This window comes from Curtobacterium pusillum (genome assembly GCF_007673235.1).
In the GTDB taxonomy this organism is placed as follows: Bacteria; Actinomycetota; Actinomycetes; order Actinomycetales; family Microbacteriaceae; genus Curtobacterium; species Curtobacterium pusillum_C.
Map to the genome: position 1 here is coordinate 455,498 of NZ_VDZH01000001.1, position 25,137 is coordinate 480,634.

Here is a 25,137-nt window from a genome sequence, read left to right on the forward strand (position 1 = left end):
GTCAGCCCGCGCTGACGCGGTAGACGTCGTAGACGGCGTCGATCCGGCGGACCGCGTTGAGGACCCGGTCGAGGTGGGTGGTGTCGCCCATCTCGAACACGAACCGGCTGAGCGCCAGGCGGTCGGACGAGGTCGAGACCGTCGCCGACAGGATGTTCACGTGGTACTCCGTCAGGACCCGCGTGACGTCGCTCAGGAGTCCCGACCGATCCAGCGCCTCGATCTGGATCTGGACGAGGAAGACCGACTTCGACGACGGTGCCCACTCGACCTCGATCATGCGGTCCGGCTCGTTCATCAGCGACTTCACGTTCGTGCACGACGCCTGGTGCACCGAGACGCCCTGACCACGGGTGATGAAGCCGACGATCTGGTCCCCCGGAACCGGAGTGCAGCACTTCGCGAGCTTCACGAGGATGTCCGGCGCACCGCGCACCAGGACGCCGCTGTCGCTGTTGCGGAGCTGACGGCTGGTGACCTGACGCGGGAAGGTGAGCTCGGGTTCGTCGGACTCGGTCTCGGCCTGGACGTTCCCGAGGACCTTCTCGATCACGGACTGCGTCGAGACGTGGCCCTCGCCGACGGCCGCGTACAGGGCAGACACGTCGTCGTACCGCATCGACGAGGCGACCTCGGAGATGGAGTCCTGGCTCATGATGCGCTGCAGCGGCAGGTTCTGCTTCCGCATCGCTCGCGCGATCGCGTCGCGGCCCTGCTCGATCGCCTCTTCGCGGCGTTCCTTGGTGAACCACTGCTTGATCTTGTTCCGCGCCCGCGGGCTCCGGACGAACGTCAGCCAGTCCTGGCTCGGGCCGGAGTCGGGGTTCTTCGAGGTGAAGATCTCGACGACGTCGCCGCTGGAGAGCGAGCTCTCGAGGGGCACCAGGCGACCGTTCACCTTCGCGCCCATCGTGCGGTGCCCGATCTCGGTGTGCACGGCGTAGGCGAAGTCGACCGGGGTCGCGCCGGAGGGCAGGCCGATGACCTTGCCCTGCGGGGTGAAGACGTACGTCTCCTTCGCGCCGATCTCGTAGCGCAGCGAGTCGAGGAACTCCCCCGGGTCGCTCGTCTCCGCCTGCCAGTCGGTGATGTGCGCGAGCCAGGCCATGTCCTGGTCGTCCGCCGACGACGTGTCGACGTCACGGCCGGCCGCGCGCTGCTTGTACTTCCAGTGCGCGGCGACACCGAACTCGGCACGTTGGTGCATCTCGTGGGTGCGGATCTGGATCTCGACCGCACGCCCCTGCGGACCGAGGACCGTCGTGTGGAGCGACTGGTACAGGTTGAACTTCGGCGTCGCGATGTAGTCCTTGAAGCGCCCGGGCAGTGGCGTCCACCGTGCGTGCACCGAGCCCAGCATCGCGTAGCAGTCGCGCACGGTCGGCACGAGCACACGGATCCCGACCAGGTCGTAGATCTCGTCGAACTCACGCCCGCGCACGATCATCTTCTGGTAGATCGAGTAGTACTGCTTCGGACGGCCCATCACGTCGCCGCGGACCTTGGCGGCCTTGAGGTCCTTCTTCAGCGTGCCGATCACGTTCTGCACGAACTGCTCGCGCTTCGGCTGACGCTCCTTGACGAGGCTGTCGATCTCGACGTAGAGCTTCGGGTGCAGCACCGCGAACGAGAGGTCCTCGAGCTCGAGCTTGATCATCTGGATGCCCAGACGGTGCGCGAGCGGCGCGTAGATCTCGAGGGTCTCCTTCGCCTTGCGCGTGGCGGAGGTGGACTCGACGAAGCCCCACGTCCGGGCGTTGTGCAGGCGGTCGGCGAGCTTGATCACCAGGACACGGATGTCCTTCGACATCGCGATGACCATCTTGCGGACGGTCTCGGCCTGGGCGCTGTCGCCGTACTTGACCTTGTCGAGCTTCGTGACGCCGTCGACGAGCATCGCGATCTCGTCACCGAAGTCGTGCCGCAGCTGGTCGAGCTGGTAGTCCGTGTCCTCCACGGTGTCGTGCAGGAGCGCCGCCGCGATCGTGATCGGGCCGATGCCGAGGTCGGCGAGGATCTGCGCGACCGCGACCGGGTGCGTGATGTACGGCTCGCCGGACTTGCGCTTCTGACCGTCGTGCGCACGCTCGGCGACCGAGTACGCCCGCTCGATGAGGGTGACGTCGGCCTTCGGGTGGTGCGAGCGCACCGTCCGGATGAGCGTGTCGACGGCGCCTGCCGGCTGGGCCCGCGAGAACAGTCGCGGGAGCAGGGACCGGAGCGAACCGAGGTTGCCGGTGGTGTTCGGGCCGAGGGGGCTCGCCGGGCGCGACGCCGAACCAGGACGGCTGGCGGCGTCAGCCGGAGTGGGAGCCGGGGCGTCCTGGGGCGTGGATGCACGCGTGTCCGTCATGATGCGCCTCCCGTGGACATGGTCCGAAGTCGATCCGACAAGACTACGCGTGCCCGGTCAGTGCTCGTGACGCGGTTCGCCCTGGGCGTCAGCGCCGGCCTCGGTGGCGGCGCCGGCGTCCGACTGGCCGTCGCGCACCACGGGGGCGCCCGACTGCTCCCACGCGACCATGCCGCCGACCAGGTTCACCGCCGGGACACCGGACTGCTCGAGCGCCGCGACGACCCGGGCGGAACGACCACCCGAGTGGCAGACGATGATCGCCGGCTCGTCGCCGCCGTCGATCTCCTTCCACCGCGCCACCAGCTCGGACATCGGCACGAGCGTCGCCTCGGCAGCGTGGACCTCGTCCCACTCCCCCTGCTCACGCACGTCGAAGAGGCGTGCACCCGCGTCGAGACGGCGACGTGCCTCGGCGACGTCGATGTCCTGGATCTCGGCGGGCATCAGACGCCCGCCGCCGCGTCGACCTCACGCTGACGCTTCGCAGCGGCAGCCTGCTTCTTCGCGTCTGCCTGCTTCACCTTGGGCTCGTTCTCACGCAGGTGCGCGTACATCGGCGATGCGATGAAGATCGTCGAGTACGTGCCCACGATGATGCCGATGAAGAGGGCGAGCGAGATGTCGCGGAGCGTCCCGGCGCCGAGGATGTACGACCCGATGAAGAGGATCGCCGCGACGGGCAGCAGCGCGACGACCGACGTGTTGATCGACCGGACGAGCGTCTGGTTCACCGCGAGGTTCACCGACTGCACGAACGTCCGGTGTGATTCCTGGCTGGTGTTCTCGCGCACCTTGTCGAACACCACGACGGTGTCGTACAGCGAGTACCCGAGGATCGTCAGGAAGCCGATGACCGCAGCGGGCGTGACCTCGAGTCCGACGATGCCGTAGACACCGGCCGTGATCAGGAGGTCGTGCAGCAGCGCCACCATGGCGGAGACGGACATCTTCCAGGTCCGGAAGTACAGCGCCATGAACACCGCGGCCAGCGCGAGGAAGATGACGAGGCCCCGGATGGCCTGCGCGAGGACGTCGGCACCCCAGGTCGCGCCGATGAAGGTCGCCGCGACTTGGCTGTCCGGGACGTCGTACGCCTTGGCGAGCGCGTCCTGGACCTCGGTGGTCTCGCGGTCCGTCAGCTGACCGGTCTGCACGCGGATGCCGTGCGTGCCGAGCTGCGAGACGCGCGGGACACCCTCGGGGACGATCTCCTCGACGGTCTTCGTGGCGATGCTCTGGTCGAGGTTCTGCACGTCGGAGAGCGAGAACTCCGACCCACCGGTGAACTCGATGCCGAGCTGGTAGCCGCCGCGGAGCCACGGCACCGCGAGGGAGATCACGATGGCGATGATCGCGACCAGGTACCACGTCTTGCGGCGACCGACGATGTCGTACGAGCGCTTGCCCGTGTAGAGGTCGCTACCGAACTGGCTGAAGCTGGCCATCAGTCGTCCTTCCCGTCCGGCGTCGTGCCGTTCTCGCCGGAGGCCTGCTGGGCCTTCCGCTCCGCGATGGTCTGTCGGCGCTGCGCCTCTCCGGCGCTGCGCTGACGCTTGCCGTCCACGACCGGCGCGCGGAACTGTGCCCGCCCGCGGTAGACGGCGCCCAGGGCCGACGGATCGAGCCCGCTGAACCGGTGGCCCTCGCCGAAGAACCGGCTGCGGGCGATGAGCTGCATCATCGGGTGCGTGAACAGCACCACGACGACGACGTCGATCAGGGTGGTGAGCAGCAACGTGAACGCGAAGCCCTTCACGTCGCTCACCGCGAGGATGTAGAGCACGATCGCCGCGAGGAAGTTGATCGAGTCGGACGCGAGGATCGTGCGGAGTGCACGCTTCCACCCGGACTCGACGGCGCTCTCGAGCGCACGACCGTCGCGGAGTTCGTCCCTGATGCGTTCGAAGTACACGATGAACGAGTCCGCCGTGATGCCGATCGCCACGATCAACCCCGCGACACCGGCCAACGACAGGCGGTAGTCGACGCGCCACGACATGATCGCGATCACGAGGTACGTCAGGGCGAACGCGACACCGAGCGAGAGCACGGTGACGAACGCCAGCGCCCGGTACTGGATGACCGAGTAGATGATCACCAGGATGAGGCCGATCAGGCCGGCGACGAGACCGCCGACGAGCTGTGCCGTACCCAGCGTCGCCGAGATGTTCTCGTTCGACTGCACCTGGAAGTTGATCGGCAGCGCGCCGTACTTCAGCTGGTCGGCGAGGGTCTTCGCGGAGTCGGCCGTGAACGAGCCGGTGATCTGCGCCTTGCCGTTGGTGATCGCCGAGTTCGTCGTCGGCGCGGTGATGACCGAGCCGTCGAGGACGATCGCGAACTGGTTCTGCGGCTGCGTGAGCGAGACGAGACGGTTCGTCACCGTCCGGAAGTCCTTCGAGCCGGTGCCGTCGAACGTCAGGTTGACGGCCCACTGCCCGGTGGACGTGCCCTGCGAGTCCGTCGCCAGGCCCGAGGTCGCGTTGCTGATGTTCGAGCCGGAGACCTCGACCGGACCGAGGATGTACTTCGCAGCACCGTCCTGGTCGCAGGTGACGAGGGGCTCGTCGTCGGGCGCCGTGGTGACGTCGTCCGGGGCCGAGCAGTTGTAGTTCGTGTACAGGTCCTGCAGCTTGGGCGTCACCCAGTTGAGGTCACTGGCGTTCGTCGGCTTCGCACTGGGCGTCGCGGCGAGGGACGCCGGCGGCGAGTACGGGGTCGGGGACGCGGACGCGGAACCCTTGTCGCCGACCGAGGTGTTCGTCGCGGCCTCGGTGTACAGCACCGGGCGGAACGTCAGCTTCGCCGCCGCCTCGATGCGGTCGATCGTCGCCTTGTCCGGCTTGCCCGGGATGGAGACGACGATGTTGTTCGTCCCCTGGGTGTTGATCTGCGACTCCGAGACACCGGTCGCGTTGATGCGCTGACGGATGATCTCGACGGCCTGGTCGAGCTGCTGCCGCGTCACCGAGCCGCCCTCGGTGTTCTGCGCCGCGAGGGTCAGCTGCGTGCCGCCCTGCAGGTCGAGTGCCAGTTCAGGGACCCAGCTGGCCCCTTCGAACCACTTGCCGCTGTCGTCCTTCGTGGTCCCGGCGAGGACCGATGCCGCGGTGTTCAACCCGGCGAGGACCGCCATCAGGATCACCAACCAGGTGAGCGAGCGGATCGCCTTCTTGACGGGTGTCGATCGTGCCACCGGTCGTCTCGTCTTTCTGTCAGGACCGACGGCGGAGACCGACGGCAGGTGTCGCCGCCGGATCGGTGGACCCGGCGGCCGAGGAGTCAGTCTTCGGTCTTGCGCTTCGCAGCGTCGGCGTCGGTCTCGGTGGACTCGATGCGCTCCCCGTAGACCGGCTCACCGTTGAGCTCGGCGACGGGCTTGGGCTCGTCCTCCGGCGTGGTGGCGGTCTGGATGTCCGACGCGGTGTCGTCGACGACGCGCGACAGGGTCTGACGGTGGACGGTGACGACGGTCCCCGGGGCGATCTCGACGTCGGCGGTGACCTTCTCGTCGTCGACCGACAGGAGCGTGCCGTACAGGCCGAAGGACAGCATGACCTTCGCGCCCGGCACCATCTTGGTGGCGAGCTCGGACTGCTGCTTCTTGCGCTTGCGGCTGTTGTAGAACATGAAGGCCGCGAACGCCACGACGATGACGATGAGGATGACTTCTTGACCCATGATTGCGATGCCTTCTCTGGTATTTCGGTTTCGGGCCGTAGCAGTCTAGGGCACGCGACTGTGTGTGGCATGTCGCCCGGAGTGCTGCGGCGGCGGTCGTCTCAGTCGGTGTCGTCGTCGAACAGCCCGGGTTGCGCGAGGCTCCCCTGCCCCGGAGTCATCCCGAAGTGGCGCCAGGCCTGCGGCGTGGCGATGCGGCCCCGGGGGCTCCGGGTGACGAGCCCGACCCGGACCAGGAACGGTTCGACGACCGATTCGATGGTCTCGGATTCCTCGCCCACCGAGACCGCCAGGGTGTTCAGGCCGACCGGACCCCCGTCGAAGCGGGTGAGCATCGTCTCGACGACCGCTCGGTCCAACCGGTCGAGGCCGAGCTCGTCGACGTCGTAGAGGTCGAGTGCGCCCTGCACCGCCGCCATCCCGTCGGTCGTGCGGTGCACGAGCGCGTAGTCGCGGACGCGTCGGAGCAGGCGGTTCGCGATGCGCGGTGTGCCACGGGATCGGCCGGCGATCTCCCGCAGTGCCGTCCGGTCGATGTCGAGTTCGAGGAGGTGCGCCGCACGGATCAGCACCTGTTCGAGTTCGTCCTTCTCGTAGAACTCGAGGTGCGCGGTGAAGCCGAAGCGGTCACGGAGTGGGTTCGGCAGGAGACCGGCCCTGGTGGTGGCGCCGACGAGCGTGAACGGCGCGAGGTCGAGTGGGATGCTCGTGGCACCGGCACCCTTGCCGACCATCACGTCGATCCGGAAGTCCTCCATCGCCAGGTAGAGCATCTCCTCTGCCGAGCGCGCCATGCGGTGGATCTCGTCGATGAAGAGGACCTCGCCCGGCACCAGCGACGAGAGCACCGCGGCGAGGTCACCCGCGTGCTGGATCGCCGGCCCGCTGGACATCCGCAGCGGTCGACCCGACTCGTGCGCGACGATCATCGCCAGCGTGGTCTTGCCGAGGCCGGGAGGCCCGGCCATCAGGATGTGGTCGGGCGTCCGGTCCTGCAGCGCCGCTGCCTTCAGCAGCAGGTCGAGCTGGCCGCGGACCTTACGCTGGCCGACGAACTCGTCGAGGGACTTCGGGCGGAGCGCGCCCTCGAACGCGAGTTCTTCCTGCGACTCGGCGTCGGCGGCGGTGATGCCGCTCACCGGCCGGCTCCGGCGGGCCGGAGGGCACCGAGCGCGGCACGGAGCAGGGACTGCGTGCCCATGGTGGCGGCACCCGGCTCGTTGGCGATGGTGTCGTCGACGGCGCGCTGGGCCGCGTCCTCACGCCATCCCAGGCCGACGAGGGCGGCGACCACGTCGACGGCGGCCGGGTGGGCCGTGGTGCCGCGGGACGTCGTGGCGACGGGGGCCTGCTCGAACGCGGCGAGCTTGCCGGACAGCGCGACGATGATGAGCTTGGCGGTCTTCGGGCCGATGCCGGACACCTTGCGGAACGCGCCGTCGTCGTCGTTCGCGACGGCGTTCGCGACCTGTGCCGGCTCCATGTGGGCGAGGACGCCCATCGCGGACTTCGGTCCGACCCCGGACACGCTCCGGAGCAGGTCGAACACCTGCAGGGCGTCGGTGGACTCGAAGCCGAACAGCAGGTGCTCGTCTTCCCGCACGATCATGGCCGTGCGGAGGAACACCTCGGAACCGTGTCGCATCGTGAGGGCGTGGGCGGGCGTCACGGTGACCGCGTACCCGACTCCCCCGACCTCGAGCACGACGGCCGATCCGGCGACGTCGATGCAGGTGCCCCGGAGACTCGCGATCATGCGCCGAGCCTACGGCCGGCCACCGACGGAGCGGAGGAGCCACGCTGCGGACGTGCGGCCGCCGCAGCGGCCCGCGCGAGCGGCGAGTCGACGGTGCCGCCCTGCGCGTCCCGCCACGCGCGCTGCGCCGGGGTGAGGTTCGTGGGTCGCGAGCCGACGGCGTCGGGTGATCCGAGCCTCCAGGCATGGCACACGGCCAGCGCGAGCGCGTCGGCTGCGTCGGCGGGCTTCGGGGCCTCGTCGAGGCCGAGCACGCGCGCGATCATCGTCTGGACCTGTCGTTTGTCGGCGTTGCCGTACCCGGTCACCGCTGCCTTGACCTCGGACGGGGTGTGCAGGCCCACGGGGAGCCCCCGGGCCGCCGCCGCGTGCAGCGCGAGCCCCGCGGCCTGGGCCGTGCCCATCACCGTCCGGACGTTCGCCTGGGCGAAGACCCGCTCCACGGCGACCGCGTCCGGGCGGTGCTCGTCGATCTCGGCCGCGATGCCGTCGGCGATGCGGAGCAGCCGCTGCTCGAGCGCCATGTCCGCCGGCGTCCGCACGACCGTCACGTGGACGAGCCGTGCGCGGCGGTTCGGTGCGACCTCGACGATGCCGACGCCGCACCGCGTGAGCCCGGGGTCCACCCCGAGCACGCGCAGCATCGGGTTAGTCCTCGTCCTCGTCGAGCTCGGCCTGGACGTCGGCGGGGATGTCGAAGTTCGAGTAGACGTTCTGCACGTCGTCGCTGTCCTCGAGCGCGTCGATCAGGCGGAACACCTTGCGCGCGGTCTCGGCGTCCACCGGGACCTTGAGCCCCGGCACGAACTCGGCGTCGGCGGAGTCGTAGTCGATGCCGGCGTCCTGCAGGGCCGTGCGGGCCGCGACGAGGTCGGTCGCCTCGGTGATGACCTCGAAGCCACCGCCCTGGTCGATGACGTCCTCGACACCCGCGTCCAGCACGGCCGTCATCACGGTGTCCTCGTCGAGACCGTCGGTCTTCGTCACGGAGATGACGCCCTTGCGCGCGAAGTTGTACGCGACGCTGCCCGGGTCGGCCATGGTGCCGCCGTTGCGGGACATCGCGGTGCGGACCTCGGCCGCAGCGCGGTTCTTGTTGTCGGTCAGACACTCGATGAGCATCGCGACGCCGTTCGGGCCGTAGCCCTCGTACATGATCGTCGTGTACTCGATCGACTCACCGGTCAGGCCGGCACCGCGCTTGATGGCGCGGTCGATGTTGTCGTTGGGGACCGAGGTCTTCTTGGCCTTCTGCACGGCGTCGACCAGGGTCGGGTTGCCGGAGAGGTCGGCACCGCCCATCTTCGCGGCGACCTCGATGTTCTTGATGAGCTTCGCGAACGACTTCGCACGGCGCTGGTCGATGACCGCCTTCTTGTGCTTGGTCGTTGCCCACTTGGAATGCCCGGACACGGTGCTCCTTGCGTCTAGCGGAAAATCTGGATCAGTTTACCGGCCTGGAGGGACGGCTCGCCTCCGCCGCGCTGGACCTGGGGACAAGTGGTCCGGTGGCGCGTGCGCGACGCGGCTCAGGCCGCGCGGACGAGCTCGAGGAAGCGACGGTGGAAGCGGTCTTCGCCCGCGACCTCCGGGTGGAAGGCGCTCGCGATGACGTTCCCCTGCTGCACCGCGACGACCTGGCCGTCCGGCAGGGCTCCGAGGACCTCGACCCCGGGACCGTGCTGCTCGACCACCGGCGCACGGATGAACACCGCGTGCACCGGAGCTTCTCCGAGCGCCGGCATCGGGATGTCGGTCTCGAAGGAGTCGTTCTGGCTGCCGAACGCGTTCCGCCGGACCGTGGTGTCGAGCACGTCGAGCGTCTGCTGGCCCGGGATGCCGGCCGCGATGCGGGAGGACAGCATGATCATGCCCGCACAGGTTCCGTACGTCGGGAGCCCGCCCTGGATCGCGGCGGACAAGGGCACGGCCACGCCGAACGCCCGGGACAGCTTGTCCATGACGCTCGACTCGCCGCCGGGGATGACGACGCCGTGCAGCGTGCCGATCTCCTCCGGGCGACGCAGCGGCACCACCTCGGCGCCGAGCTCCGTCAACGAGGCGATGTGCTCACGGAAGTCGCCCTGCAGCGCGAGGACCCCGATGCGGGGCCGCGCGCTCACCAGCCGCGCTCGGCCAGGCGGTGCGGGGCGGGGACGTCGGCGACGTTGATGCCGACCATCGCCTCGCCCAGACCGCGGGACACCTCGGCGATGACCTTGGGGTCGTCGTGGAAGGTCACGGCCTTGACGATCGCCGCGGCACGCGCTGCCGGGTCGCCGGACTTGAAGATGCCGGAGCCGACGAAGACGCCGTCCGCGCCGAGCTGCATCATCATCGCGGCGTCGGCCGGGGTGGCGACACCACCGGCGGTGAAGAGCACGACCGGGAGCTTGCCGGTCTGTGCGACCTCCTTGACGACGTCGAACGGCGCCTGCAGGTCCTTCGCGGCGACGTAGAGCTCGTCCTCCTTGAGGTACCGGAGGGCAGCGATCTCCTTGTTGATCGTGCGGATGTGCTTCGTGGCCTCGGACACGTCACCCGTGCCGGCCTCGCCCTTGGAGCGGATCATGGCTGCGCCCTCGGTGATGCGACGGAGCGCCTCGCCCAGGTTCGTGGCACCGCAGACGAAGGGGGTGGTGAAGTTCCACTTGTCGATGTGGTTGACGTAGTCGGCGGGCGAGAGGACCTCGGACTCGTCGATGTAGTCGACACCGAGCTCCTGCAGGACCTGCGCCTCGACGAAGTGGCCGATGCGGGCCTTCGCCATGACGGGGATCGACACCGCGGCGATGATCTCCTCGATCATCGACGGGTCGGACATGCGGGCGACGCCGCCCTGTGCGCGGATGTCGGCGGGGACGCGCTCGAGGGCCATGACGGCGGTGGCGCCGGCTTCCTCGGCGATGCGGGCCTGCTCGGCGTCGACGACGTCCATGATGACGCCGCCCTTGAGCATCTCCGCGAGGCCGCGCTTGACGCGGTCGGAGCCGGTGATCGAGGTGCCGGGGGTGCTCGGGGTGCTGCTGCTGTCGCTCATGATGCCGACAGTCTAGTGGTCTGCCGGCCACCCCTCGGCGACGAGACGCCGGGTCTCGCCGAGCAGCTGCGACATCGACTTCGTCCGCGCGATGATCGGGAAGAAGTTCGCGTCGGACTGCCACCGGGGCACGATGTGCTGGTGCAGGTGCCCCGCCACACCCGCACCGGCGACCTCGCCCTGGTTCATGCCGATGTTGAACCCGTCGCAGTGCGACACGGCGCGCAGGACCCGCATCGCCGTCTGGGTGAGCTCGCCGATCTCGCGGAGTTCGTCCGGCGTGGCCTCGTCGTAGAGCGGGACGTGCCGGTACGGGCAGACCAGCAGGTGCCCGTTGTTGTACGGGAACAGGTTGAGCAGGACGTAGGCGTGCTCGCCGCGGGCGACGATCAGGGCGTCCTCGTCGGACTTGTGCGGCGCCTCGCAGAACGGGCAGTCGTCGTCGTGCCCGCGGCCACGTCCCGCGCGACCGGCGTCGATGTACGCCATCCGGTGCGGGTTCCAGAGCCGCTGGAAGGCGTCCGGGACCGCCGCGCCGGAGGCGGCGTCCCGGATCACCAGCGGGTCCTGCTCGTCGGACATCAGACCTGCGCGCGCTCGCGGATCGCCGTCAGGATGCGCTCGACCGCCTCGTCCACGGGCACACCGTTGTCCTGGCGGCCGTCACGGAACCGGAACGAGACCGCTCCGGCGTCGCGGTCGTCGCCGCCCGCGATGAGCTGGAACGGCACCTTCTGCTTCGTGTGCGTGCGGATCTTCTTCTGCATGCGGTCGTCGGAGTGGTCGACCTCGGCGCGGACGCCGTGCGACCGGAGCTTCGCGACGACCTCGTCGAGGTAGTCGCCGTACTCCGCCGCGACGGGGATGGCCACGACCTGCACGGGGGCGAGCCAGGCCGGGAAGGCGCCGGCGTAGTGCTCGGTGAGGACGCCGAAGAACCGCTCGATCGAGCCGAAGAGGGCGCGGTGGATCATCACGGGGCGCTGGCGCGTGCCGTCGGCCGCCGCGTACTCCAGGCCGAAGCGCTCCGGCAGGTTGAAGTCGAGCTGCACGGTCGACATCTGCCAGGTGCGGCCGATGGCGTCACGGGCCTGCACCGAGATCTTCGGACCGTAGAACGCCGCGCCGGCGGGGTCCGGCACGAGCTCGAGTCCGGACTCCTCGGCGACCTCGCGCAGGGTGTTCGTCGCGACCTCCCAGACCTCGTCGTCGCCGACGTACTTCTCCGGGTCCTTCGTGGAGAGCTCGAGGTAGAAGTCATCGAGGCCGTAGTCGCGCAGGAGCGAGAGCACGAACTCGAGGGTCGTGGTGAGCTCCTCCTTCATCTTCTCCTGCGTGGTGAAGATGTGGGCGTCGTCCTGGGTCATGCCGCGGACGCGGGTGAGGCCGTGGATCACGCCGGACTTCTCGTTGCGGTAGACCGTGCCGAACTCGAACATGCGCAGCGGCAGGTCCCGGTACGAGCGCGCCTGCGACCGGTACGCCAGGATGTGCATCGGGCAGTTCATCGGCTTGAGGTAATAGTCGGCGCCCTGGCGGGTGACGTTGCCGTCGTCGTCGCGTGCCTCGTCCATGTGCATGGCCGGGAACATGCCGTCCTTGTACCAGCCGAGGTGGCCTGACTGCTCGAACAGGTCGCCCTTGGTGATGTGGGGCGTGTAGACGAACGAGTAGCCCTCCTGCTCGTGCCGACGGCGGGAGTAGTCCTCCATCTCGCGGCGGATGATGCCGCCCTTCGGGTGGAAGATCGCCAGACCCGAGCCGATCTCGTCCGGGAACGAGAACAGGTCGAGTTCGGCGCCGAGGCGACGGTGGTCGCGCTTGGCGGCCTCTTCGAGCCGCTCGAGGTGCGCCTTCAGCTGCTCCTTGTCGGGCCACGCCGTGCCGTAGATGCGCTGCAGCTGCGGGTTCTTCTCGGAGCCGCGCCAGTACGCGGCGGCGACGCGCATGAGCTTCGACGCGTTGCCGATCCAACGGGTGTGCGGGACGTGCGGTCCGCGGCAGAGGTCCTCCCACACGACCTCGCCCGTCTTCGGGTCGACGTTCTCGTAGATCGTCAGCTCGCCGGCACCGACCTCGACGCTCTCGCCGGAGTCACCGGCGTCGGCAGCACCCTTGAGGCCGATGAGCTCCTGCTTGTAGGGCTCCCCCGCCATGCGCTCGCGGGCTTCCTCGTCCGTCACGACCACGCGACGGAAGCGCTGGGCCTGCCGGATGATCCGGTCCATGTTCTTCTCGATCGCCTTGAGGTCCTCCGGGGTGAAGGGCTCGGCGACGTCGAAGTCGTAGTAGTAGCCGTCGGTGACGGGCGGACCGATGCCGAGCTTGGCGTCGGGGTTGATCTGCTGGACGGCCTGCGCGAGCACGTGCGCGGCCGAGTGACGGAGGATGTCGAGCCCGTCCTGCTCGTCGAGCGTGACCGGCTCGACGACGTCACCGGCGTCGACCGACGCGGCGAGGTCCTTGAGCACGCCGGCGACCCGGATCGCCACGACGCCGCGGACGCCCTCGAAGAGCTCGGTGCCCGTCGTGGTCGTCGTCGCGGTGCGGGGCTCGGGTGCCTGGGGCACGGCTGCGGGCTCGGCGTTCTCCGGCGATGCACCTTCCGGCGCTGCGGCGACTGACTCGGTCACGATGATGGGACTCCTCGATCGAAATGGTGCGTCAAGACTAGTGCGCGGGTGGGCCTCAGGCGGGCACGGAGCCGAGCGTCTGCACGGGCAGGCGTGACTCGAGCCGCTCGCGCCCGGCGAGCCCGTCGAGCTCGAGCAGCGCGGCGAACCCGATCGCCTCGTACCCGGCGCGTTCGAGCAGCGTCACGGTGGCGGCCGCGGTGCCACCCGTCGCGAGGACGTCGTCGATCACGAGCACCCGGGTACCGGCGGGCAGCTGGCCGGGCCGGAGCTCGAGCTCGGCCTCGCCGTACTCCAGTGCGTACTGCTCGCTGAGGACCTCGCCGGGGAGCTTGCCGGCCTTGCGGACGGTCAGGACGCCGACCTGGTGCTGCGCAGCGATGCCACCGGCGAGGGCGAAGCCACGGGCCTCGATGCCGGCGACCGCGGCGAACCCGTCACCGACGGCGAACGGCGCGGCGAGTGCTTCGCAGACCCGGCCGAAGGCGACCGCGTCGGAGAACACCGGCGTGACGTCGCGGAACAGGATCCCCGGCGACGGGAAGTCCGGGACGATGGCGGTGAGGCGTTCGACGAGTGCAGCAGCGGTTTCGGTCACCCGACAACGGTACGGGAGACGAGGCGTGCCCCCGCACGGTGCGAGGTCGGCGGGACCTCGCACCGTGCAGGTGGCGACGGAGCCAGCGCGAGCGCGCTCAGTGCCAGAGGTGCATCGCGGCACTCTGGAGGAGCCAGCGGGCTTCGCGGTCGAGTCGCTCGCGTTCGAGTCGCTGCCGCGTCTCGAAGTCGACCGACGGTCGCACACGATGGGTACGGCGGCTCCAGATGATGAGGGTCATCCCGATGCGGAGCGCGATGCGGTCGGAGAGCGAGACCCGACGGCGCACCGCGCGGGTATCGGGAGGGCGGATGGTGGTGGTCTTCGTGGACACGGTGTCCCCTTCAGGGCATGACGGAATCGCCCGCACGCGGGCAGGACGGAACTGCCCGACACACGGGCATGAGGTGAATGCGTGAGAATGCATTCCGCACCCCGCGCGAGAATGCGCACGAAGGTGCTCGTGAATGACTTCCGGTACGAGGAGCGTGCCACCCACCACCGACATTCGCGGCTGCATTCCGCTGCACGGAGACCACCACCACGAACGGCGATGATCGAGCATGCGAGATGCGTGACCGACGAAGGCGTCAGGCGCTCTCCGGCGAGATCAACTCAGCGCGGGGGCGCCTGGACAGAGGTGTCGACAGGTGCGGGACGCTCCGTGTCAGCGGACCCGGATCGGGGTGCCGCCGGACGTACGGATTCCACGGAACGGTGTCGTTGCGGTGATCATCATGGTCGGGCCCCCTCTCGGTCTCGTGCTGACGCGGTGATTGCTGCCCGTGAACACTATCCACACCAGTATTCCCCGCGCAACCCTTTTCTCGAACTTCTTCCAGAATTGCATTCCCGAACACGCGAGAACGCCCCGGCGCGCATGACACCGGGGCGTTCTCGAAGGGGATCAGACGGACGCGGGGTCTGTTGCCACCGTCGACAGCGCGCCGTCGACCACGTCGATCCGCACGGTGTCGCCGTCCGTCACGGCCTCGCCGACGACGAGGTTCGCGATGCGGTCGTCGACCTCGCGCTGGATCAGGCGACGGAGCGGACGGGCGCCGTACTCCGGCTCGTACCCGTGCTCGGCGAGCCAGTCCACCGCGGCGTCCGAGACCGACAGGGTCATGCCCTGCGCGAGCAACCGGAGCGCCGTGTCCTGGAGCAGCAGCGACACGATCGCGTGCAGCTGCGAGCGGTCGAGCTTGCGGAACAGCACGATCTCGTCGATGCGGTTGATGAACTCCGGCCGCATCGCCTCGCGCAGCTTGCCCATCACCCGGGCGCGCAGGTCGTCCTCGCCGAAACCGTACGAGTCGGCGCCGTCGCCGGCTCCGACCGGCGCGAACCCGAGCGCGCCGGACCGCGACGCGAGGAACTCCGAGCCGATGTTCGACGTCATGATGACGACCGTGTTCCGGAAGTCGACCGTGCGCCCCTGGCCGTCGGTCAACCGGCCGTCGTCGAGCACCTGCAGGAGCAGGTTGAAGACGTCCGGGTGGGCCTTCTCGACCTCGTCGAGCAGGATCACCGAGTACGGGTTGCGACGGACACGCTCGGTGAGCTGCCCGGCCTCGTCGTAGCCGACGTACCCGGGAGGGGCACCGACCAGCCGCGACACGGTGTGGCGTTCGCCGAACTCGCTCATGTCGAAGCGGAGCATCGCCGACTCGTCGCCGAACAGGGATCCGGCGAGGGCCTTCGCGAGTTCGGTCTTGCCGACGCCCGTCGGGCCGAGGAACAGGAAGCTGCCGACCGGACGACGCGGGTCGCCCATGCCGGTCCGGCTGCGCCGCACCGCGGTGGCGATCGCGCGCACGGCGTCGTCCTGGCCGACGACGCGCTCGTGGAGTTCCTCCTCGAGCACGGCGAGCCGGGAACGGTCGCCCTGCGTCAGGCGCGTGGCCGGGATGCCGGTGGCGCGCGACACGACGGCAGCGATGTCGGCTTCCGTGATCGACGTGCCCACGATCTCCGGACTGGAGGCACGACCGGCGTCCGCCTGTCCGGCGGCGGTGATCCGTGCCTCCAGGTCGTCGATCTCGTCGCGCAGGCGCGACGCTTCCTCGTAGTGCTCCTCTGCCACAGCGGCGTCCTTGGACGCGGTCAGCGTGGCGACCTGCGCGCGCAGCGCCTCGACGTCGACGTCGCCCGACAGGGCGAGCCGACGACGTGCGCCGGCCTGGTCGACGAGGTCGATGGCCTTGTCCGGCAGGTGCCGGTCGGTGACGTAGCGGTGCGACAGTTCGACCGAGGCACGCAGGGCCTCCGGCGTGTAGGTCACGCCGTGGTGCTCCTCGTAGCGCGGGGCGAGGCCGGTCAGGATCGCGACCGCGTCCTCGATGCTGGGCTCCCCGACCGTGACCGGCTGGAAGCGACGTTCGAGTGCGGCGTCCTTCTCGATCCGTCGGTACTCGTTGAGGGTGGTGGCTCCGACCAGGTGCAGGTCGCCGCGGGCCAGCCGGGGCTTGAGGATGTTGCCGGCGTCCATCGAACCGCCCTCGCCACCCCCACCGGCGCCGACCACGGTGTGCAGCTCGTCGACGAACACGATGAGCTCGTCGGCGTGCGCCGCGATCTCGTCCATCGCGGTCGTGAGCCGCTCCTCGAAGTCGCCGCGGTAGCGGGTGCCGGAGAGCATGCCGGGGAGGTCGAGCGCCACGACCCGCTTGCCCTGCAGCAGGACGGGCACGTCGCCGTCCGCGATGCGCTGGGCGAGGCCCTCGACGATCGCGGTCTTGCCCACGCCGGGTTCGCCGATGAGGACGGGGTTGTTCTTGGTGCGGCGGAGCAGGATCTCGACGGTCTGCTCGATCTCGTCGGCGCGGCCGATCACCGGGTCGATGCGCCCGTCGCGGGCGCGCTCGGTGAGGTCGGTGCCGAACTGGTCGAGCGTCGGGGTGTCGGAGACCGGCTCGTCGGGGCTGGTCGTCGACTCGGTCCCGGGCATCGGGCGCCCCGCGCGTGCGGCAGCCGAGGCCTGCGCCGCATACTCCTGCATCACCTGCGGGGTGACACCGGCGCTCGCGAGCAGCTGCCCGGTGACGGTGTCCTGGTCCACGACGAGCGCGAAGAAGACGTGCTCGGGGTCGGTGTAGGTGCTGCCGAACCCGCGGGCAGCCTGGGTGGCCTCGAGCAGGATGCGCTGCGCGGTGCCCGTGAGCGCCGGTCGATCCGCACCGTCCCCCCGCTCCTGCGCCATCGGGAGGCGCTGCTCGATCTCGTCGGCGAGCTGTTCGGGGTCGACGCCGGCCTGCCGGACGATCGCCGTGAACGGGTCGGTCCGGACGAGCACGTGCAGGACGTGCAGGGCGTCCACCTCGTGCTGGCCCTGCTCCACGGCGTACTCGGCGGTGCGCTGGAGCAGTTCGTGGGTGCGACGGCTGAGCAGTCGCGTGATGTCGACCGGGCGTCCCAGCGGTACGGATCGCTGGGCGCCGGGGTTCTGGGAGGCGAGCAGACGCGCGAGGAACTCGTCGAACGAGTCGCTGCCGCTGGTCGGACCGAACTGTGCTGGCAAAGGGACCTCCTGGGAACTTGAGTGCCTTCGACTCAATGCAACGCAGGAGGTGCCGGGTCATTCCCGGCGTGCAACAAAACTTGAGGTGACTGGACTCAGGCCCGCGCGATCGCCGCGGCCGTGGCCTCGGTGACGCGCACGAGGTCGGCCGGTGCCACCTCGATGTCGAAGCCACGACGGCCACCGGACACGAAGATGCTCGGGTAGGACAGCGCCGACTCGTCCACCACGGTCCGCAGCTTCGTCTTCTGTCCGACCGGGCTGATGCCGCCCACCACGTAGCCGGTCCGCTTCTCGGCGAGGGCCGGGTCCGCCAGGGTCGCCTTCTTCCCGCCGACGGCCGCCGCGATCGCCTTGAGGTCGAGACGGTTCGCCACCGGGACGATCGCCACCGCCAGGGCACCGTCCACCGACACCACCAGCGTCTTGAACACCTGCTCCTCGCGGAGCCCGAGGGCGGCCGCTGCCTCCTCACCGAAGTTCGTGGCGGTCTCGTGGTGCTCGTACACGTGCGGCGTGTACGGGACCCCCGCCCGCTCGAGGGCGGCGGTCGCTGGGGTGCTCGGCGAACCTGCGGTCATGGGCACGATCCTGCCGTGACCAGCCACTTCCCCCCGAGCGGCGCGCGGGCGTTACCCTGAACGGACCATGACCGTCGTCGAGTTCCTCCTGCGCTGCGTCGCCGCGCTCGTGCTCGGCGACCCCGCGGTGACCGCGCTGCCACTGGTGGCGGTCGCGGCGCTCGGGCTGACCGCCGTGGCCGTCGCCGTGCTGGTGGCCCACGTCCTGGCGGTCGTGCTCGGTCTCGACACGGGCGGACAGGCAACGCCGTCGCGGGCGCCGGCGGACCTCGTCACGCGCATCGCGTGGAGCCACCCCGATGCCGACGGGCACGCCCGACCCCGGGCACCGGGAGTCGTCGCCCCGGCCTGACCACCGACCGGTGGACGGGCCGCACACGCGACCCCTCCCACCGAACCGATCGGAACGTCATGGACCTCTCGACCCTGCCCCTCGTCGGGCCGCTGCTGCACGGCGGCGCCGACCTGCTCGCCGCGACCACCGCGGTGCTCTCCCCCGTCGCCGGCGGACTCGCCGCCGCGATCGCCGTCGTCCTGCTGACCGTCGCGGTCCGGGCGGTGCTCGTGCCGCTCGCCGTCCTGCAGGTCCGGGCCGAACGGGACCGCCGACGGCTCGCGCCGCAGCTCGCAGGCCTGCGGAAGCGGTACGCGAAGGACCGCGAGCAGTTGCAACGCGCGATGCAGGAGCTCTACACGAACGAGCGGGTGTCGCCGCTCGCCGGCTGCCTGCCGGTGCTCGCCCAGGCCCCGGTGCTGTCGCTCGTCTACGCCCTGTTCACGCACGCCTCGATCGGCGGGGTGACGAACACGCTGCTCTCGGCGACCCTGGCCGGCGTCCCGCTCGGCCACTCGCTCGTCGTCGTCGTGTCGTCCCCGCTCTGGGCGCACGCGTGGGTGATCGTGCTCCTGCTCGCCGTCCTCGCGATCGTGGTCGAACTGACCCGCCGCGCGAACCTGCGCTGGAACCCGGCCGCCGTGCCGGACGCAGCGGTGCCCGGCGCAGCGGCCACGGCGGCGATCGGGCGGTACGCCCCGTTCGTCACCGTGGTGTTCGCCGCGATCGCACCCCTCGCCGCGGCCCTCTACGTCCTCACGAGTGCGGCGTGGACGTACGGGGAGCGTGCCGTGCTGCGCCGCGTGCTCGCTTAGCCGCCCTGGCCCTCCTGCTGCGGGCCCTGGTCGACGGGGTCGTACTCGGTGCCGCGTCCCTGCTCCTCGTCGGCGGTGGGGACGTGGCGTTCGGTCCCGCTCCCGCCGGGACTCGTCGCGACGTAGTCGGCCTCGCCGGACTGCGCGTCGTGGCTCAGCGGTTCGAGGGTCTCGGGATCGGGTTCGTGCGTGTCGGTCATCGCACCCGTCTACGCCCCCGAACTGGGCGAGCACGCACGCAGCGCCGGTGGGACGATGAGGCATGGCCGACGACGACGTGGCAGCGGAACGAGCACGGCTCGAGGCGCTCGCGTGGGGTGCCGGTGTGCCGGAGGCCGACGCCCTGCGGGCGCGTGGAGCGCTGCAGCAGCTGGCCCACGGGCATCGACGTCCTGCGGTAGCGCACCACCGGCCTGGAGGCACGACACCCGTCACCCCGCTGCCACCGGTCCCGACGTGGTCGGCCCCCACTGCCGCGGTCGACCCCGGCGGGTCCGTCCGGCCACCTGCGACGGCGCCGCCTGCTGCGGCAGACGGTTCCGGAACCGACCACCTGCCGGACGTGCCGGAGCACGACGGAGGTGATCCGCGCCTCCAGGCCGACACCGCCCCTTGGCGGACGCGGGTCGGACGGTTCCTGTGGACCACCCGGCCCCGCGTGTGGATCGCGCTCGGCGCAGCCGCGGCGATCGGCGTGGCGTTCGCGGCCGGGACCGCGGTCGGGACGTCGCGCGAGCAGACACCCGCTGCACCGAGCGTCACGCCCAGCGCCGGGACGATCACCCTCGAGGACCTGCTCGACGCCCCGCAGACCTACGCCGACCAGCTGCCCGGCCCGGTCGAGGCGCCGGTGAGCCTGCGCACCACCCGGCTGATCTTCACGAACCGGGCGTTGGACGGCGGCTCGTTCGACACGCCGTGGAGCGTGTGGGCCGGCGTCGGGACGGACCGTTCGACCATCTGCCTCGTCGCGACGGCGAACCGACTCGAGTCGACGTCCGCCTGCTACCCCCGGACCGAGGCGCTGCACGGCTCCGTGTCGCTGTCCGCACAGTCGATGAGCGGGACGCTGACGCTGACGCTGCGCGGCGGCGGTGTGCAGGGCACGGTGACGAACGAGAACTGATCTTCCCCGGATCGGGAATGGCTGCGTGGCGCCTGCGTTGGAGCGCTCCTAGGAGATTCTCGGCGAAGGCTCTCGCGCTGCTTCCGTGCAGCGTGCAACACTGGATGGACGCACTCGCCGTGGAGTCGTACCCGAACACATCCACATCCACACCACCAGCGAGTGCGCATCTGCTGTCGTCGATCCATCGACACCGACGCGTGCTCCGCCGTGCCCCGGAGGAGGTCAGCAGCGTGTCCACCAACACCACCACGAACCCGGCCGTGACGAACACGCGGCCGATCACCGTCACGAGCGGGTCGATCGTCGGCATCGCCGTGCTCGGTCTCGCCACGTTCTTCGCGATCACCACCGAGCTCATGCCCGTCGGGCTGCTCGGGACCATGAGCGCCGACCTCGGGGTCTCCGAGTCGACCATGGGCATCGTCGTCACGGTGTACGCCGCGGCCGTCGCGCTCCTGGCGCTCCCCCTGACGTCGCTCACCGCCCGGCTCCCCCGCAAGACCGTGCTCGTCGCGACGCTCATCGGCTACACCGTGTCGAACGTGATGATCGCGCTCGCGCCCTCGTTCGCCGTCGTTTGCGCCGGGCGGGTCGTCGGCGGCATCGCCCACGCGCTCTTCTTCTCGGTGGCCTCCGCGTACGCCACCCGGATCGTCCCGCCGCGACTCGCCGGCCGTGCGATCGCGTTCGTCTACTCCGGCAGCTCGCTCGGGTTCGTCCTCGGCGTGCCGATCGCCACCTGGGTCGCGCAGTCCATCGGATGGCGTCCCGCCGTCGGGGCCGTCGCCGTCGCGGCCGCCGCCCTCGCCGTCGTCGCGCTGCTCTTCCTGCCGAGCGTGAGCGGTGCCGCGTCGCCGCACATCGGGTCCCCGAAGGCCTGGGCCCGCACCGGTCTGCTCTCCGTCGTGATCGCCGATCTGCTGCTCTTCGCCGGGCACTACATCGTCTACACGTACATCGGCCCGTACGCGATCGATGCCGGACTCGACGCCGGCATGGTGAGCGGCGCGCTGCTCGTGCTCGGCGGCACCGGGGTCGTCGGCCTCTGGCTCGCCGGCATGTTCGTCGACCGGGCACCCCGGCAGACCCTGATCGTCTCCGTCGCCGTGATGGCGGCCGCGTTCGCCGTCCTGCCGTTCGTGCACGGGTCGCTGCTCGGCACCATGGTCGTCGCGGGCGTCTGGATGGCGGCCAACGGCACCACGGGCACGCTCTTCATGGCGGCGGCGATCCGGACCGGAGGCGTCTCCCCCGACATCGCCGGTGCGCTCGTCAACGGCGCGTCGAACATCGGGATCGCGGGCGGCGCGGCGATCGGCGGCCAGGCCCTGAGCGTCGTCGGGCTGCAGTTCATGCCGTTCGCGGGCGCTGCGGTGCTGGTCGGTTCACTCGGTGTCGTGATCGCGGCCCGTCGTGGCTTCCCGGTGCACTCGAACGTGCAGGAGCACCTGTCGACCTCGTCGATCGAGGCCATCACCTCGTCGCTCGCGGTCGTCACCACCTCGGTGCCCGTCGTGAGCCGGGCGATCCAGACCCTGACGGGGTCGGTCTCGGTCGTACCGGGCGCCGTGTCGACGGGGTCCGTGCCGACGCGTCGGCGCCGCTGAGCCCGGCCGGGCGGGCGGTCCGGCTGGCCGATCGCGCCGGCCGAGGTCGCACGACATGCCGCGCGCGTGCCATCGAGGTCGCACGAAGTGCCGCGCGGGGCGGTCTCGGGCGACAGAACGTGCGACCTCGAGGCCCGGGACGCGCCGGGCCCGTCAGGTCCCGGCGGGCTGGCTGAGGTCGCACGACATGCCGCGCGCGTGTCATCGAGGTCGCACGACATGCCGCGCGCGTGTCATCGAGGTCGCACGAAGTGCCGCGCGGAGCGACGTCGGGCGACAGAACGTGCGACCTCGGCACCGCCCGCCGCCCGCCGCCTCCCCCACCCTCCGCCCCGCACACGCCGGAGGGGCGGGATCGGCAGCGCCGGTCCCGCCCCTTCCGTGTGTCCGGGTCAGTCCTGCCGGTGCGAGGTCCGACGACGGTTCCGCACGGCACGGAACGTCAGCAGCCCGGCGCCGAGGAGCACGAGCACGCCTGCCGCGATGATCCCGGGCGTGACGTCCGCACCGGTGTACGCGAGCGCACCGCCCGTGCTCGAGCCGCCGTCCGACGACACCGGCGTGGTGCCCGACCCACCGGCGGGAGCCGAGGGCGAGGGCGTCGGCGTCGGGGTGACCACCGCGGCCGGGACCGTGATCGCCAGCGGCGTGGCCGAACCGTTCTCGGGCGTGGTGATGGTCTGCGGTTCGGCGCCGTCGACCTCGACCGTGTACTCCGTCGTGGGAGCGAGCCCTGTGAGGTCGAACGTGCCGTCGGCGCCCGTCGTGGTGCTGACCGGTGCGCCGGCCTCCGGGTCGGTCGGGGTGGCCACGACGTCGACGCCCGCGACCGGGTCGCCGTTCGTGTCCGTCACGGTGCCGGGCTGGTCCGTGGTGACCACCGCTGGCGCTGCCGGCGTCGCGAACGCCAGGTCGGACTCGATGCTCGAGCCCGCCGTGGCCCTCACGCCGGTGTTCTCCGTGGCACCGGTGGCACCCGGCGTCGGGACGGTGGTGCGGACCGTGTACGTCCCGGCAGACGTGGCGAACGTGTAGCGACCGTTCGCGTCCGTCGTGGTCGACCCGACGACGGTGGTGCCTTCGAGGAGCTCGACCACCCGCCCGGCGGCGACCGGGGTCCCGTCGAGCGACACCACTCCGGTGACGGTCGCGATGACCGCGGGTGGCGCCTCGATCGCGGGGACCTGGGCCGGCGGTGCGTCGGCGTCACCGGTGCGGATCGGCTCGGGGTCGGCGCCGCCGACCGAGACCCCGAGGTCGGTGTCGGCAGGCAGGTCCGAACCCGTGTACACGCCGTCGGTGTTCGTCGTGGTGTCGACGAGCGTCGTGCCGTCGTCCGGGTCGATGATGACGACGGGGACGTTGGACGCCGGGTTGCCGTTCTCGTCGGTCACCGTGCCGATCACCGAGACGGTGTCAGCGGGTGCCTCGAACGCGAAGTCGACGACCTGGTCGGCACCACCCGGCGTGGTGTTGAGCGACGTCGTCTTCGAGGCGGTGCCTTCCGCGTTCGGCGGCGGCGTGATGTCGACCGTGTAGCCGCCGATCACCGGGAGCTCCGGGAACGAGTACGTCCCGTCGGCCCCGGTGGTCGTCGTGTACTGCGTCCCGCGCGGGGCGGTGACCGTCACGGTGGCCCCGGGGATCGGGGTGCCGTCGAGCGTTGCGGTGCCGGTGATCGCGGCCGTCCGGTTCGCGAACCAGGTCTGGTACACGGGGAAGCCGCTGCGCTGCTGGTAGGTGATCGTCAGCGTGGTGAGCGGCACCGTCGGCGTGAACCAGGCGGTGGCACCGGAGGTGTCGTTCGCGGCGGCGTTCCCGGTCAGGGTGCGCGTCGCGGCGTCCCAGGTCGGGACGTCCTTGCCGGCCGGGACACCGCCCGGGTCGGCCGGGCAGGACCATCCGCCGGCGGAGACCGCGGAGCACGAGTTGTACCCGCTCTGGAAGCCGAGCTGCGCCGCCGTCGCCGGAGCGCCGCCCTGCACCGTCGCGGAGATCGTCGCCTGGTCGGCGTCGATGTCACCGAGGACGAACGACCAGCTGCTGTTGCCCGGCGTCGCACCGTCGAACGTGTAGGTCGTGGTCGACGCAGCCGCCGCGTTCGGCGAGTCCGCGTTGGGACGCTGGTTGATGTAGGTGTTGCCCCGGCTGGAACCGTACGCGGCACCGGGGCCGGTCGAGGGCCCCTGCCACGTCGATGCCCCGCTGATCACGGTGGACTGCCGGGAGGTCGAGGTGAAGGTCGTGTCCGGGAACCCGGGCAACGTCATCGTGCCCGTGTAGTTCTTGCTCGACCCGCTCAGTGTGAACGTGCCCCAGTGCCCGGCCGGCGCTGCGGAAGCGCTCGTCGCGCCGCCGATCGCCAGACCTGCTCCGAGCACGATCCCGGTCAGCCCTGCTGTGACCGCACGCCAACGCCGCATGTGGAACTCCCCTGCTTCGTGCGCCGAACTGCCACGGCGCTCGTTCAGGCTAGCCAGGGACCGCGAACTCCGTCCAGACCGAGACGCGTTCGTGACTCCTGCCACTCCGGCAACAGGAGCAGACACTCGTCACGGCACCACCAGCGCTGCCAATCGATCGAGCGCTGCGACCTGCCCCGCGACGACCATGGTCCGCGCAGCGTCGATCGACACCCACCGGGCCTCGTCGACCTCGGGCACCTCGACGAACCGGCCGGAGCCACGCGGGAGTTCCAGCCGCACGGTGTTCGAGTGGACCTCGGTGACGTCGAATGCCGGAGCCTCGACCGCGAACACCCGCACCCGCTTCCCCGACGCCTGCCGGTGTTCCCCGAGGTCGATCGGCGTGCCGGAGGGGGCGGGGACACCGATCTCCTCCGCGAACTCCCGACGTGCGGTCTCGAGCACGTCCTCGCTCCCCTCGACGAGCCCCTTCGGGATCGACCACGCCCGAGGTCGACGGAGCCAGAAGGGCCCGCCCATGTGCGCGATCCACACCTGCAGCCCCGGGTCGCCGATCCGGTAGAGCAGGAGTCCCGCACTGAGCACCATGTCGGCGAGCGTAGTGCGGAACACGTGCGACGGAACGCGGGGACGCGTCGACGAGGCTGGGCGGGGTGTCGAC

At 70.4% G+C, this 25,137-nt stretch carries 24 protein-coding genes; 4 read left to right on the forward strand and 20 right to left on the reverse strand.

Features of this window, described 5'->3' with window-relative positions; all coding sequences use genetic code 11:
• Window position 1: 1 nt before the first annotated feature.
• The 17 genes from FS532_RS02080 to ybaK form a co-directional block, all read right to left on the reverse strand.
• Window positions 2-2,353, reverse strand: coding sequence for a RelA/SpoT family protein (locus FS532_RS02080; RefSeq protein WP_260852518.1), 2,352 nt, complete (start codon window positions 2,351-2,353; stop codon window positions 2-4).
• Window positions 2,354-2,410: 57 nt separating this feature from the next.
• On the reverse strand, window positions 2,411-2,800 hold the full coding sequence (locus tag FS532_RS02085) for a rhodanese-like domain-containing protein (protein ID WP_144749872.1): 390 nt from the start codon (window positions 2,798-2,800) through the stop codon (window positions 2,411-2,413).
• Window positions 2,800-3,801, reverse strand: a complete 1,002-nt coding sequence (gene secF / locus FS532_RS02090) for a protein translocase subunit SecF (protein WP_144749874.1) — start codon at window positions 3,799-3,801, stop codon at window positions 2,800-2,802. The genes FS532_RS02085 and secF overlap by 1 nt, the downstream gene beginning before the upstream one ends.
• Window positions 3,801-5,552 carry a protein translocase subunit SecD gene (secD, locus tag FS532_RS02095; RefSeq protein ID WP_144749876.1) on the reverse strand — a complete coding sequence of 584 codons (1,752 nt, stop codon included), beginning with the start codon at window positions 5,550-5,552 and terminating at the stop codon, window positions 3,801-3,803. Before secD ends, secF begins: the two co-directional genes overlap by 1 nt.
• A gap of 86 nt (window positions 5,553-5,638) precedes the next feature.
• Entirely contained in the window at window positions 5,639-6,037 is a 399-nt protein-coding gene (locus FS532_RS02100) for a preprotein translocase subunit YajC (protein ID WP_144749878.1), read from the reverse strand.
• A gap of 101 nt (window positions 6,038-6,138) precedes the next feature.
• Window positions 6,139-7,176, reverse strand: a complete 1,038-nt coding sequence (gene ruvB / locus FS532_RS02105) for a Holliday junction branch migration DNA helicase RuvB (RefSeq protein WP_144749880.1) — start codon at window positions 7,174-7,176, stop codon at window positions 6,139-6,141.
• Window positions 7,173-7,793 carry a Holliday junction branch migration protein RuvA gene (ruvA, locus tag FS532_RS02110; RefSeq protein ID WP_144749882.1) on the reverse strand — a complete coding sequence of 207 codons (621 nt, stop codon included), beginning with the start codon at window positions 7,791-7,793 and terminating at the stop codon, window positions 7,173-7,175. The genes ruvB and ruvA overlap by 4 nt, the downstream gene beginning before the upstream one ends.
• Window positions 7,790-8,434 (reverse strand): crossover junction endodeoxyribonuclease RuvC, encoded by a 645-nt coding sequence (gene ruvC, locus FS532_RS02115; protein WP_260852555.1) that lies wholly within the window; start codon window positions 8,432-8,434, stop codon window positions 7,790-7,792. Before ruvC ends, ruvA begins: the two co-directional genes overlap by 4 nt.
• Window positions 8,435-8,441: 7 nt before the next feature.
• A complete protein-coding gene (locus tag FS532_RS02120; RefSeq protein ID WP_097179122.1) occupies window positions 8,442-9,206 on the reverse strand; it encodes a YebC/PmpR family DNA-binding transcriptional regulator in 765 nt (254 codons plus the stop codon).
• Window positions 9,207-9,322: 116 nt separating this feature from the next.
• Window positions 9,323-9,919 (reverse strand): pyridoxal 5'-phosphate synthase glutaminase subunit PdxT, encoded by a 597-nt coding sequence (gene pdxT, locus FS532_RS02125; protein WP_440130698.1) that lies wholly within the window; start codon window positions 9,917-9,919, stop codon window positions 9,323-9,325.
• On the reverse strand, window positions 9,913-10,833 hold the full coding sequence (gene pdxS / locus FS532_RS02130; protein ID WP_144749888.1) for a pyridoxal 5'-phosphate synthase lyase subunit PdxS: 921 nt from the start codon (window positions 10,831-10,833) through the stop codon (window positions 9,913-9,915). Before pdxS ends, pdxT begins: the two co-directional genes overlap by 7 nt.
• Before the next feature lie 12 nt (window positions 10,834-10,845).
• Window positions 10,846-11,415: an HIT family protein gene (locus FS532_RS02135; RefSeq protein ID WP_144749891.1), complete on the reverse strand. Its 570-nt coding sequence runs from the start codon at window positions 11,413-11,415 to the stop codon at window positions 10,846-10,848.
• Window positions 11,415-13,403 carry a threonine--tRNA ligase gene (gene thrS / locus FS532_RS02140; protein ID WP_144750802.1) on the reverse strand — a complete coding sequence of 663 codons (1,989 nt, stop codon included), beginning with the start codon at window positions 13,401-13,403 and terminating at the stop codon, window positions 11,415-11,417. The genes FS532_RS02135 and thrS overlap by 1 nt, the downstream gene beginning before the upstream one ends.
• Window positions 13,404-13,521: 118 nt before the next feature.
• Window positions 13,522-14,064, reverse strand: coding sequence for an adenine phosphoribosyltransferase (locus FS532_RS02145; protein WP_079236022.1), 543 nt, complete (start codon window positions 14,062-14,064; stop codon window positions 13,522-13,524).
• A gap of 97 nt (window positions 14,065-14,161) precedes the next feature.
• The gene (locus tag FS532_RS02150) at window positions 14,162-14,398 is read right to left on the reverse strand and encodes a hypothetical protein (RefSeq protein WP_144749893.1); all 237 of its coding nucleotides are present in this window, start codon (window positions 14,396-14,398) and stop codon (window positions 14,162-14,164) included.
• A 573-nt stretch (window positions 14,399-14,971) separates the two neighbouring features.
• Entirely contained in the window at window positions 14,972-17,584 is a 2,613-nt protein-coding gene (locus tag FS532_RS02155) for an ATP-dependent Clp protease ATP-binding subunit (protein WP_144749895.1), read from the reverse strand.
• A 95-nt stretch (window positions 17,585-17,679) separates the two neighbouring features.
• On the reverse strand, window positions 17,680-18,165 hold the full coding sequence (gene ybaK, locus FS532_RS02160) for a Cys-tRNA(Pro) deacylase (protein WP_144749897.1): 486 nt from the start codon (window positions 18,163-18,165) through the stop codon (window positions 17,680-17,682).
• A gap of 67 nt (window positions 18,166-18,232) precedes the next feature.
• On the opposite strand from ybaK, the gene FS532_RS02165 reads away from it, so the two are divergent.
• Window positions 18,233-18,517, forward strand: a complete 285-nt coding sequence (locus FS532_RS02165) for a DUF6412 domain-containing protein (RefSeq protein WP_260852520.1) — start codon at window positions 18,233-18,235, stop codon at window positions 18,515-18,517.
• A gap of 59 nt (window positions 18,518-18,576) precedes the next feature.
• On the forward strand, window positions 18,577-19,314 hold the full coding sequence (locus FS532_RS02170; protein ID WP_144749899.1) for a YidC/Oxa1 family membrane protein insertase: 738 nt from the start codon (window positions 18,577-18,579) through the stop codon (window positions 19,312-19,314).
• Here the strand turns inward: FS532_RS02170 and FS532_RS02175 are convergent.
• Window positions 19,311-19,514, reverse strand: a complete 204-nt coding sequence (locus tag FS532_RS02175; protein ID WP_144749901.1) for a hypothetical protein — start codon at window positions 19,512-19,514, stop codon at window positions 19,311-19,313. The two genes, FS532_RS02170 and FS532_RS02175, sit on opposite strands and share 4 nt — an antisense overlap.
• A gap of 62 nt (window positions 19,515-19,576) precedes the next feature.
• Here FS532_RS02175 and FS532_RS02180 point away from each other — a divergent pair, with 62 nt between their 5' ends.
• Complete coding sequence (locus FS532_RS02180) at window positions 19,577-20,440, forward strand: hypothetical protein (protein ID WP_144749903.1); 864 nt, start codon at window positions 19,577-19,579, stop codon at window positions 20,438-20,440.
• A 233-nt stretch (window positions 20,441-20,673) separates the two neighbouring features.
• Entirely contained in the window at window positions 20,674-22,050 is a 1,377-nt protein-coding gene (locus FS532_RS02185; protein ID WP_186321871.1) for an MFS transporter, read from the forward strand.
• 392 nt (window positions 22,051-22,442) lie between these two features.
• Here the strand turns inward: FS532_RS02185 and FS532_RS02190 are convergent, their stop codons facing one another.
• Together FS532_RS02190 and FS532_RS02195 are read right to left on the reverse strand one after the other, a co-directional pair.
• A complete protein-coding gene (locus FS532_RS02190; protein ID WP_144749907.1) occupies window positions 22,443-24,473 on the reverse strand; it encodes a carboxypeptidase-like regulatory domain-containing protein in 2,031 nt (676 codons plus the stop codon).
• Window positions 24,474-24,602: 129 nt separating this feature from the next.
• Complete coding sequence (locus tag FS532_RS02195; protein ID WP_144749909.1) at window positions 24,603-25,064, reverse strand: NUDIX domain-containing protein; 462 nt, start codon at window positions 25,062-25,064, stop codon at window positions 24,603-24,605.
• Window positions 25,065-25,137 lie beyond the last annotated feature (73 nt).

Bases quoted from the DNA above. Each gene is read 5' to 3' on its own strand.
- FS532_RS02190 (WP_144749907.1), bottom strand. From the start codon at position 24,473: ATGCGGCGTTGGCGTGCGGTCACAGCAGGGCTGACCGGGATCGTGCTC.
- FS532_RS02170 (WP_144749899.1), top strand. From the start codon at position 18,577: ATGGACCTCTCGACCCTGCCCCTCGTCGGGCCGCTGCTGCACGGCGGC.
- pdxS (WP_144749888.1), bottom strand. From the start codon at position 10,833: ATGAGCGACAGCAGCAGCACCCCGAGCACCCCCGGCACCTCGATCACC.
- secF (WP_144749874.1), bottom strand. From the start codon at position 3,801: ATGGCCAGCTTCAGCCAGTTCGGTAGCGACCTCTACACGGGCAAGCGC.
- ybaK (WP_144749897.1), bottom strand. From the start codon at position 18,165: ATGACCGCAGGTTCGCCGAGCACCCCAGCGACCGCCGCCCTCGAGCGG.
- FS532_RS02080 (WP_260852518.1), bottom strand. From the start codon at position 2,353: ATGACGGACACGCGTGCATCCACGCCCCAGGACGCCCCGGCTCCCACT.
- FS532_RS02165 (WP_260852520.1), top strand. From the start codon at position 18,233: ATGACCGTCGTCGAGTTCCTCCTGCGCTGCGTCGCCGCGCTCGTGCTC.
- FS532_RS02085 (WP_144749872.1), bottom strand. From the start codon at position 2,800: ATGCCCGCCGAGATCCAGGACATCGACGTCGCCGAGGCACGTCGCCGT.
- FS532_RS02195 (WP_144749909.1), bottom strand. From the start codon at position 25,064: ATGGTGCTCAGTGCGGGACTCCTGCTCTACCGGATCGGCGACCCGGGG.
- FS532_RS02100 (WP_144749878.1), bottom strand. From the start codon at position 6,037: ATGGGTCAAGAAGTCATCCTCATCGTCATCGTCGTGGCGTTCGCGGCC.
- ruvA (WP_144749882.1), bottom strand. From the start codon at position 7,793: ATGATCGCGAGTCTCCGGGGCACCTGCATCGACGTCGCCGGATCGGCC.
- FS532_RS02135 (WP_144749891.1), bottom strand. From the start codon at position 11,415: ATGTCCGACGAGCAGGACCCGCTGGTGATCCGGGACGCCGCCTCCGGC.
- FS532_RS02175 (WP_144749901.1), bottom strand. From the start codon at position 19,514: ATGACCGACACGCACGAACCCGATCCCGAGACCCTCGAACCGCTGAGC.
- FS532_RS02180 (WP_144749903.1), top strand. From the start codon at position 19,577: ATGGCCGACGACGACGTGGCAGCGGAACGAGCACGGCTCGAGGCGCTC.